Source organism: Chitinophaga sancti (genome assembly GCF_034424315.1).
Lineage (GTDB): Bacteria > Bacteroidota > Bacteroidia > Chitinophagales > Chitinophagaceae > Chitinophaga > Chitinophaga sancti.
Genome location: NZ_CP139972.1, coordinates 6,222,565 through 6,233,620, shown reverse-complemented (window position 1 = coordinate 6,233,620; position 11,056 = coordinate 6,222,565). Strand labels below are relative to the sequence as shown.

At 45.9% G+C, this 11,056-nt stretch carries 8 protein-coding genes; 5 read left to right on the top strand and 3 right to left on the bottom strand.

The window, feature by feature from the left end; all coding sequences use genetic code 11:
• Positions 1–3: 3 nt before the first annotated feature.
• Positions 4–450, bottom strand: a complete 447-nt coding sequence (locus tag U0033_RS24450; RefSeq protein WP_072365400.1) for a response regulator — start codon at positions 448–450, stop codon at positions 4–6.
• A gap of 352 nt (positions 451–802) precedes the next feature.
• Here U0033_RS24450 and U0033_RS24445 point away from each other — a divergent pair, with 352 nt between their 5' ends.
• From U0033_RS24445 to U0033_RS24425, 5 genes are all read left to right on the top strand, one after another.
• Positions 803–2,200: an ATP-binding protein gene (locus U0033_RS24445; protein WP_072365398.1), complete on the top strand. Its 1,398-nt coding sequence runs from the start codon at positions 803–805 to the stop codon at positions 2,198–2,200.
• Positions 2,201–2,224: 24 nt separating this feature from the next.
• Positions 2,225–3,916 (top strand): FAD-dependent oxidoreductase, encoded by a 1,692-nt coding sequence (locus U0033_RS24440; protein ID WP_072365396.1) that lies wholly within the window; start codon positions 2,225–2,227, stop codon positions 3,914–3,916.
• A gap of 6 nt (positions 3,917–3,922) precedes the next feature.
• The gene (locus U0033_RS24435; RefSeq protein ID WP_072365394.1) at positions 3,923–4,189 is read left to right on the top strand and encodes a UBP-type zinc finger domain-containing protein; all 267 of its coding nucleotides are present in this window, start codon (positions 3,923–3,925) and stop codon (positions 4,187–4,189) included.
• A 192-nt stretch (positions 4,190–4,381) separates the two neighbouring features.
• Positions 4,382–6,520, top strand: a complete 2,139-nt coding sequence (locus U0033_RS24430) for a type IA DNA topoisomerase (RefSeq protein ID WP_072365392.1) — start codon at positions 4,382–4,384, stop codon at positions 6,518–6,520.
• A gap of 27 nt (positions 6,521–6,547) precedes the next feature.
• Complete coding sequence (locus tag U0033_RS24425; protein ID WP_072365390.1) at positions 6,548–7,417, top strand: DUF4349 domain-containing protein; 870 nt, start codon at positions 6,548–6,550, stop codon at positions 7,415–7,417.
• A gap of 59 nt (positions 7,418–7,476) precedes the next feature.
• Here the strand turns inward: U0033_RS24425 and U0033_RS24420 are convergent, their stop codons facing one another.
• Entirely contained in the window at positions 7,477–8,610 is a 1,134-nt protein-coding gene (locus U0033_RS24420; protein WP_072365388.1) for an acyltransferase family protein, read from the bottom strand.
• The gene (locus U0033_RS24415) at positions 8,600–10,798 is read right to left on the bottom strand and encodes an alpha-N-acetylglucosaminidase (protein WP_072365386.1); all 2,199 of its coding nucleotides are present in this window, start codon (positions 10,796–10,798) and stop codon (positions 8,600–8,602) included. The genes U0033_RS24420 and U0033_RS24415 overlap by 11 nt, the downstream gene beginning before the upstream one ends.
• Positions 10,799–11,056: the final 258 nt, after the last annotated feature.

The following is an 11,056-nucleotide window of genomic DNA, read 5'->3' as shown; positions in this document are numbered from 1 at the left end:
TTCTTAAAAAGAGATAAAGAAATTATCCCGTTTAGGAAATCTCTCACTGGTATCCCAATCAATAGACAACATTTCTGCTATTGCTTTCATCAGCTCCGAAAAGGAAGATGGCTTCCTGATATATCGGTTAGCTCCTGAAATGAACACCTGTTCGATAAATTCCGGTTGAGATGAGGTAGAAAAGATAATAACAGGAATGGACTTGAGGCGTTGATCTGTCCGGATTTCCCGCAAACATTCAAAACCATTTTTACGGGGCATATTCAAGTCCAGGAAGATCATGTCCGGAGCCGGGGGAACGCGCTCTTCTAACATATCCATGAGTTCTTTACCATCCGAAATTGTAGTCAGTGTAATGTCGTTTGCCACCTCTTTGAGTGCGTCTTCAAAAAGCAGACAATCGTCAGCGTCATCATCGGCTAAAAATATATTCTTTCCACGTTTAGACATCGTCTTACATTTATCACTGAAACAATTACTTAGACATAACCATATGCTTTTATAGGTCAAATAGGGATGGCGCAAACGCGCTCGTCATTTAAACTTACGTAAAATACTGCAAAAGCACCAGTGATTTTTTTATTAAGTTCCAGTATTTAATGTTATTATAATGCAACCAGTTATATGGCAATTATGCCCTTTTCTTTTAAAGCCGGCCCCAGGCATTACTCCCACGATTGATTATAATTTAAAATGAATAATACCCGGTGATACTTGTACATTTCATCGCTTCTCTCGTCATTCCTTTCCGGAACACCTTTTGCTTTTTTCTCAGGGACAAAATATCTTTAACTTTAAGGTTATGGTAAACATTTCCACCGAATGGCTACAATCAGTCGAGGCATTTAAGGACGTACCCGTCGTGCAACTGCAATGGCTGGCCGAAAACAGCGAACCTAAAACCCTTCACCCCGGGGAGTTCATGTTCAAACCAGATGATCCACTCAATGCTACCTACATTCTCCTGTCAGGAAAAATTCGCCTGTACTACCTGCAGAACAATGACCCTGTAGAAATACTCGTCATGGAAGCCGGTACCATCAGTGGTTATCTTCCCTTCTCCCGCGGTCTGAAAGCTACTATCTACAGCGAAGCGGTAGAGGAATCACAACTCATGGTATTCCCTATAGAGAAGATAGATGACATGATCCATACCCAGTTTGAACTCACCCAGGCACTGGTACATGTCATGACAAACAGGGTGAGGGATTATACTACCATGATGCGGCAGAACGAAAAGATGATGGCATTGGGTAAACTCTCCGCAGGCCTGGCCCACGAACTGAACAATCCCGCTGCTGCCATCGTAAGGGGCGCCTCCTCTTTAAGAAAGCACCTGCAACTGATGCCGGATACCTTCCAGGACATCATGGCCATACAGATGACGCCGGAGGATGTTACTTTCGTAAAAGAAAAAATGTTCGCCATCCTGAAATCTACCGACCGCCCCAAACTCTCCATGATGGAAAGAGGCGAAAAGGAAGATGCCATGGTAGACTGGCTGGATAACCACGATGTGGCCAATGCTATGGAAATGGCAGAAAACTTCGTGGAATTTGGTTGCACGATCGATATACTGGAAGAATTCAGATCGCATATGTCGCCGGATTCACTGTCTGCTGTACTCAACTGGATCGACAAGAACCTCGTGACCGAAAGAATGGTGCTGGATATCGAAGAAGCCTCCGCACGCATTGTAAAACTCGTGGGTTCTGTAAAGACCTTTACCCACATGGATCAATCCCATGATAAAAGAGCAACTGATCTCCGCGATGGTATCAAAAATACCCTCAACATCATGGAGTACAAACTTCGTAAAGGCAATGTGCAGCTCATAGAAAACTACGATCCCAGCCTCCCTCCAGTCAACATCATGATCGGGGAAATGAACCAGGTATGGACCAATCTGATCGATAATGCCCTGGATGCCATGCTGGGCAGAGAGAACAGCACGCTGGAAATAAAAACGGAGAAAGATGGCACCTGTGTAAAGGTCTCCATCATCGACAATGGCCCCGGTATTCCGGAGAATATCGTCTCCCGGATCTTCGATCCATTCTTTACTACCAAAGAAATTGGAAAAGGTACCGGCCTCGGTCTGGACATTACGACCCAGATCGTGAAGCAACATCATGGAAATATTAAAGTAAATTCAGTTCCCGGAAGGACACAATTCGCGGTGTCTATTCCAATCCATTAATTCACTAAAAAAAACGGTGCGCTTATGCCAGAGAAAGACACTGAGAAAAATACGAATCAGCCCATTATTCTTTGTATTGACGATGATCCGCAGGTATTGCGGGCCATTGTACGTGACATAAAAAACAAGTACAGACAGCATTATAAAATAATCAGTACCGCCGATGTGCAGGAAGCCCTCAATAGTCTGCTGGAACTGAAGAACAAGGGAGAAACGATTGCCATGTTCATCAGCGATCAGCGGATGCCCGTGATGGATGGGGTGACCTTCCTGGAAAAAGCACTTAAGTTCTACCCCGATGCAAAAAGAGTATTGCTCACCGCATATTCTGATACCGATGCAGCCATCAAAGCCATCAATACCGTACAGCTGGATTACTACCTCGTAAAGCCATGGGATCCACCGGAGGATAAGCTCTACCCGGTGATAGATGACCTGCTGGACGACTGGAAGAGTGATTACCACCCGGAATTCAAAGGCATCAAGGTGGTTGGCTACCAGTACTCACGCACCTGCCATGCTATCAAAGATTTCCTGGCCGGCAACCTCATTCCCTATAAATGGCTGGATGTACGCACCACACAGGAAGCCTGCAAGCTCCTTGCCCTGAATGGACTGGATGAAAAAGATGTACCGGTGATCTTCTTCGAAGATGGTACCTACCTCTCCAATCCTTCTATCCAGGAAACAGCCAGCAAAGTAGGCCTGAATCCACAGATCAAACACGAAGTATACGATGTAGTGATTATAGGTGCGGGTCCTGCGGGCCTGGCAGCAGGTGTGTACGGGGCTTCTGAAGGATTGAAAACCCTGCTCATTGAAAAACGTGCCCCTGGTGGACAAGCCGGAACCAGCTCCCGGATTGAAAACTACTTAGGTTTTCCAAAAGGGCTGAGTGGCGCAGACCTGGCCCGCAGAGCTATTTCACAGGCACAACGTTTAGGTACTGAATTCATCACGCCTCAATCGGTGAAAGCCATCGAACAAAAGGATGGTTATAATAAGGTCATCATGGAAGATGGCACTTTTGTAAACAGCAGAAGTGTGGTGATCACTACCGGTGTAGACTATCGTACCCTGGATACAAAAGGTGTGGCTGACTTTACCGGTGCCGGCATTTACTACGGTGCAGCGATGACAGAAGCACCTGCCTGCAAAGACAAGGATGTGTTCATCGTAGGTGGCGGCAACTCTGCCGGCCAGGCAGCAATGTACCTTTCCAAGTTTGCACGGAATGTGAGTATCCTGATCCGCAGGGAAGATCTGTCCAGCACCATGTCTGCCTACCTGGTAGACCGCATCGTGGAAACGCCGAATATCCATGTACGTGCATTCTCCGAAGTGGTGGAAGCCAGGGGTTCTGACAGACTGGAATGCCTGGTCATTTCCAATATCAAAACAGGCGAACAAACGCAGGAACATGCAGATGGCCTGTATATCTTCATTGGTGCGAAGCCGTTTACAGAATGGCTGGAAATGAATATCATCAAGAATGACAAGGGCTTTATAGAAACCGGGCGTGACCTGTTCACCCATCCTGAATTTGAAAAGATCTGGAAACAGGAGAGAGATCCTTACCTGCTGGAAACCAGCTGTCCGGGCATCTTTGCTGCTGGCGACGTAAGGGCCAATGCCATGAACAGGGTGGCAGCAGCTGTAGGCGAAGGATCAATGGCAATCAGTTTTGTACACAAATACCTCGCAGAGGTGAAATAAATAATTATGGCAGCAATTTGTTCACATATTACATCGATTAAGACACTGAAAGTGGATGAAGAGCATGTGTGCGAGGAATGTGTAAAGATAGGATCTGACTGGGTACATCTCAGAACCTGTCAGACCTGCGGTGCAACATTGTGTTGCGATCAGTCGCCCGAAAAGCATATGACGAAGCATTTTCATAAAACACAGCACCCGGTAGTAATATCGGCACAGCCGGGAGAAAGGTGGCTGTGGTGTTACGTAGATGAACAATTCGCTGAATATTAATTCAAAATGCATTTTCAGCCGGCAGTAACCAACCGAATTACATTTCCGGCCGACCCAATGCATCCGCAAACGTTCCTGCATTCCAGCCAGCCGCAGGCCCCTCCCCGAAAAAATCGATTTTACCGAAGGTGAAATCGATTTTTTCGCTGGTTTGTTTTCCCTACATTTGCCTCCCTATCAGGGATGTAATTTATGAAGGTTTGCATTGCAGAAAAACCCAGTGTCGCCCGCGACATCGCTGAAGTAATCGGCGCTAAAACACGCAAAGATGGATACTATGAAGGAAACGGGTACCAGGTCACCTGGACCTTCGGGCACTTCTGTACCCTCAAAGAACCCCACGATTACACCGAGCAATGGAAATTCTGGCGCCTGGAAGATCTCCCCATGATCCCCTCCCACTTCGGGATCAAACTCATTGAAAACGGAGGGGTGGAAAAGCAATTCAAAGTCATAGAATCATTAGTACAAGCCTGCGATGAGGTCATCAACTGCGGGGATGCCGGGCAGGAAGGAGAACTCATTCAACGCTGGGTATTACTCAAAGCCCAATGCACCGTACCCGTAAAAAGGCTGTGGATCTCCTCCCTGACTGTACAAGCCATCCAGGACGGTTTCCAGAAACTGAAAGATGCCAGCCAGTACGACAACCTCTACGCTGCCGGCAGTGCCCGCGCTATTGGCGACTGGCTGCTGGGTATGAATGCCACCCGACTGTTCACCAAGAAATTTGCCATCGGCAAAACCGTTTTGTCTATCGGCCGTGTGCAAACCCCTACCCTCGCCATGATCGTACAAAGGCAAAAAGAAATCAACGCCTTCGTATCAGAAGAATACTGGGAACTCAAAACCATCTACCGCGAAACAGAATTCACTGCCACCATTGACCGTATCAAAAACCTGGATAGGGCCAATAAAGGACTGGAATACCTGAAGCAACACCCTTTCGAAATCACCAGTTTCGAAAAGAAAGAAGGAAAAGAAGGAAATCCCCGCTTATTTGACCTCACAGGCCTGCAGGTAGAAGCCAACAAGAAATTTGGCTTTACTGCAGACGATACTTTAAAATATATCCAGAACCTGTACGAGAAGAAACTGACCACCTACCCAAGGGTAGATACCACCTACCTCTCGGAAGACCTGCATCCTAAAGTAGCAGGCATCTTACAGGACCTGAAACCATACGCGAACCTGACCGCCCCTATCCTGGCGAACCCGATTCCTAAACTCAAATCCGTCTTCGACGATAAAAAGGTTACAGATCACCATGCCATCATCCCTACCGGTGAATATCCCAGTAATTTACCACTGGAAGAAAAGCGCATCTATGACCTGGTAGCCAGGCGCTTTATCGCCGCATTCTATCCCGAGTGTAAGATCTCGAATACCACCGTACTGGGTGTAGTAGGCCAGGTAGAATTCAAGGTAACAGGTAAGCAGATCCTCGAACCCGGCTGGAAAGAAGTGTATGCCAATGATGCACCCGCTCCTAAAGAATCCAAAGACGGGAAAGAAGAAGTTGAAGAAAAAGTACTACCGGTATTCGTAGTGGGTGAAACCGGCCCCCATACCCCAAGGGTACACCAGGGTAAAACCACTCCCCCCAAGGCATTTACAGAAGCAACCCTGCTCCGTGCCATGGAAACCGCCGGTAAGCAGGTAGACGATGAAGAAATGAGAGAACTGATGAAGGACAACGGCATCGGCCGCCCCTCCACCCGTGCAAACATCATCGAAACCCTGTTCAGACGAAAATACATAGAGAAAAGAAAAAAGAACCTCTTCGCCACCCAGACAGGCATGGACCTGATCGATACCATCACCTCAGACCTGCTGAAAAGTGCTGAACTGACGGGCCAGTGGGAACGGAAATTAAGACAGATAGAAAAAGGGGAATACCAGCTGGATACCTTCAAACAAGAGCTGATCCAGATGGTAGTAGACCTGACCCGGGAAGTGAAAAACGCCTCTTACAAAACCATCGTAGCCGTACAAACACCCCCACCAGCACCCGAGAAAGAGAAAGCCAAAGAAGAGAAACCCAAAAAAGCACCTAAACCCAAACAGGAAATTGCCAGCCTGCAATGCCCTAAGTGTAAAGAGCACCCTTTGATCAAAGGAAATGCAGCCTATGGCTGTGCCAATTTCAAAGTTTGTGGATTTAAGGTTCCTTTTGAATCTTATGGTAAGAAATTGTCTGATAAGCAACTGGCGGACCTGCTTACCAAAGGGAAAACCACTAAACTGAAAGGGCTGAAACTACCTGACGGCACAGAGGTAGAGGGTAAACTGGTACTGAACACTGAATTCAACATTTCAGTAGAAAAATAACCTACATTCACATTATAATTTTAAACTATGCAAGCCTCAATTAAGGCCAGGTTCTGGCGTTTCTTCCGCTGGGGGGCGGGAGTGTTCTGTTTCCTCTTCATTTTCAGACTGATTTATGGGTATGTAGCGTCGAATACGAGCAGTACCGGGGATTACTATGAGAATTACTTTGACCAGGTGAATGGGTTGAGAAAGAACTATGCTACCTCTAAAATGAAAATGTCGCCTACGGCAACACCACAACCTGACTTTTCTACCAACCAGAAGTATGAAAAGACAGCCGTGGTCAGAACCACCAGTAGTGAGTTCCAGAAAGATGAAGAGAACATCCGGAAAAAGATCGATGGTTATAAAGCCATGATCCAGTATGAAAAAGCATTAGGCAGGAAAGGAGATCGTGAATTGCATTTGATGATCGGCGTAAATCCGGAAAAGTTTGATTCCTTTTATCATGAGATACAGAGAATTGGTGTGATCAATTCAATGTCGATTACCAAAGTGGATAAGACAAATGAGTACAGGCAGTTGAATGCACAGAAGATCTCCTTAGAGAAAACAGTGGCCTCACTGGAAGCCTTGAAACACCAGACAGGTGGCAACCAGGAATTGCTACCTATTTATGACAGGCAATTGGAACTGGAAGATAAATTACAAAACCTGGGTGTTGATTTAGGAAATTTCAATACAGAGAATGAATTCTGTACCGTGAAATTGTCTTTGTATGAAGGTGCGACGGCCCAATCCATTTCGTTTATCCACCGGGTCAAAATTGCTTTGCAGTGGACGATCCATTACTTCACGTATACAGTCATCGGCTTTACAGTACTTGCGATTTTTGTATTTATACTGTTGTTGATTATAGACAAGCTTAACATACTGGGTATCTTAAAGCAATAATCTATTGGGAGAATGACTTTCGGCTGGCTTAAAAACCGACCAAAAGTCATTCCCTTTTTTTAGATCTTCAGGAACAGTTTGTTCTTATAGCAAACATATAACAGGCATAACTGTACGAATGTAACTGACACTGCCGCAAACACCGGCTGCCACAACAAAGGCGCATACTGGATCACCCCATTAAACACAAACCCCGCGGTATACTTAAAATCCACCATTCCCTCTGCCGCCATATAAATCAGGATTGAATTCGTACCAATAATCACAAATGGAAAGGCCCATTTCCTGAATCCCCACACGTCTATAATCAGATAAAACGCAGATAAGAACATGACGCTAAATCCACCCGCATACAACACAAATGAACTTGTCCACAGCCGCTTATTAATTGGGAAACCAAAATCCCATACATATCCCAACAACACCAACACCGCTCCGAAACCCAATATCATTACCCCTTTCCGCAACGGCGTCTGCACACCTCTCTGTATAAACGTTCCTACCAGGGTACCCAACAGCGCCGTTCCAATAGCCGGCAATGTAGACAATACCCCTTCCGGATCATGTACCTTATCATGCAACCTGCCCGGCACCAGCACCCTGTCAATATAAGACTCCAGTGATCCATCCATCGTCAGCACACCTGCCCCATATCCAGGTACTGGCACCCACATCATCAATGCCCAATATCCCAGCAGGATGCCCAACAGCCAATATATCTGCCCCTTTACAGAAAAGTTCAGGCTGATCAATCCGGCAAAGAACCACGCCAAACCTATCCTGCCTAATACACTCGGGAACCGTGTATTTTCCAGCCCGTTAAACTTCAATAATCCATTCACAATAAAACCCAGCACCACCAGGATCAAAGCCCTTTTCAGCATCACCATATACAATTTCCGCTTCTCCTCTCCCGGTAATAAATAAGTATACTTCACACCCGCCACCTCCATCTTCTTTTGCAAAGACAAGGGCATTGTTACCCCCGCTATAAACAGGAACAGCGGGAAGATCATATCATAAAACGTGAACCCATTCCATTCTGTATGGTTTAACTGTGCTGACATCCATTCTACCGGCCCCCATTTGGTCGCCTTTGCCAGCGCATGTATGATATGCTCACCACTCATGATCCAGAACATATCAAAGCCGCGTAGCGCATCTAATGACTGCAATCGTTGATTATCTTTCATAAGCTGCCACTATAAGGTCATGATATTTTGTATATAGCTGCTGTGATACCACTACCGGATCACCACTCGTCTTCAACGGATAATTCTTCTGCGTATTCACAAACTGCCATTCCCACTGGCTGATCTTCTTACCAAATGCTTTGAAATCCGGATTCTCTTCCGTCATCAGGTAATCAAAGAACTGCTCCCAGCGTACCTTATAGAAATCTTTCAGCAATCCACTCCATTGCCTGTTTGCATATTCATGCAAGGGGCTTTCTGCATCCCCCCACAAGGTGATCAGGTCACGGGCATTCTGCTCATACAGCGCTTTCTCTGCAGGCGTCGTTCCCCAGTTTCTTGCACTGGCAATCCATGGCCCCAGGAGGAAATCCTTTCTCGTTGCCAATAAACGATCCATATCATCAATCAACTCCAGGTAGGCATTGCTATACTTCTGAAATGCGCTCATATTATGAGCCTTGTAAGCCCTTACCCACTGCTGTTGCAGCGGTGTAGCATAGTTCGCCATCACCTGCCGGGTCACATCTACCAGGTCATAAGTAAATCCATCTGTACGCACACCTTTCTTTGATGCCTGTATGAATAAATCCCATGCAGGAATTAAATCCAGGGGGGCATAATTCAGCTTTGTCCTTGTCCAGGTAGTAGTGCTATCAAAAGTAGGCCGGCCGGTAATGATAGACTCTGCGCCATCGCGGATCGCCTGTCCATTATAAGCTGTCTTACGCAACACCTGCCATGCCTGCACCAGTGAATCATTATCCACACCATAACGGTTACGTGCATATTTTCTCAGCCACTCATCCAGCTGCACCGGTTCCGTTTGCCAGGTATGCTGCATCGTCAGTTCATAGATCACAGGATTGTTCTCAATGGCTTCCATCGTTAATCCAATCCCTTTCAGGTTCTTTGAATCCCGGTCCTGCAATGCCATTGCTGGTCCTGCCGCTACACCTTCCAGGCGACCGAATAAATTCACATTTCCACCAAAATTATTCAGCTGGTTCCAGATCCAGGGCTTACCATAAAATGCATCCGTTCTTTTCCACACGGGTTCAATTTCTGCCGCCAGGTCTAATAAGATCATCTTATTATCCGGTACTGCTTTTAACAGTGCTTCAATCTGTGGCGCTTTCCAGAATTTACGGTCACTATAAAATAACCATCCCTGCATGACCCACACTGCAGCAGTATCAGCCTGTCTCATTCCGTCATAAATGCGCGCACTCAGTTTAGACAGGAACTCCGGATCATCAGAAGGAGGTTCATTTTCATTGAACGTATCGGCTGAATACAAATGATCTGTTCCGAACAATTTAGCCTGTGTTTCCAGGAACTGCTTACCAATCTTTGCAAACAAAGGATCTTCTGAATCCAGGATATATGTATCTGCAAAACCATTGTTCCAGTTGGTAGCCTTCAGTTTTGCATTAGGATATTTCTTTTTGAAAGCAGCTGGTACATGCCCGGTAAACGCAGGCAATACCGGCTTCATGCCTAAGTCACGCTCCTGTTTTAAGATCTGCTGTTGCAGGGTTTTATGACTTTTCATCCAGCTGAGCGGCAAGGGGCCTCCCCAGCCATCTAAATTGCCCATCCAGAACCAGGAAAAGTAAGCTGGTCCACAAAAGAACCCTTCCAGTTCCTTGTCGGTAAAGCCCATTTGTTTATATACTTCGTACCAGGTATATTCTTCACCGGTAATGGCCAGGGGCATATTGATGCCATGCATAGCCATCCAGTCTATCTCTTTTTGCCAGCGCTTCCAATCCCACCAGCTCATGGTGTAGTTGAAGGTGCAATAGTTCAGGTAATACCTGTATTGATAAGGAGTAGTCTTCCTTACCGTTGCTGCCGGCACCGGTAATTTTGCAGGCAGTTTCAGCTGCGTGCCATTCCAGGTAATCTGGCAATGGGCATACTCAGTCAGGTAATAATACAGGGCAGCAGCTACAGCCACCCCGTTATTTCCTTTTAATAAGATCTTTCCCTGGTGTGGTGCAATTTCAAATACGTCCTTTGCTTCAGAAGCGGGAAGCTCCCCTACTTCAAAAGAAGCCGCTCTTTCGGGTAGTACCCGTTTAATGAGCGCCAGCGCTGCCGGCTTATTCAATTGTGCTGACACAGATGAATGTGCAAACATGACGAACCCACAGATACTAAGGACCCTGCTAAAAACTTTCATAGACACTGTATGCTTGTTTTTGTGTAAACGCGGTAATTACTAAATTCTCAAACTATGCGCCCTTCTAATTGAATACATAACGGAAATTCGTTGCATGATAGTTTGGTATAAATATATACTATAAGTGTTACAAAGACAACTGTCAAAGCAACACTTATTATTAGCTGGTCCTGATGGTCGTCAAATTGCTCATACAGTGGAGATGGAATTCCCTTTGAATTTAAATTTCTTTTCGCCCTTTTAAAAAATTCATCCAAA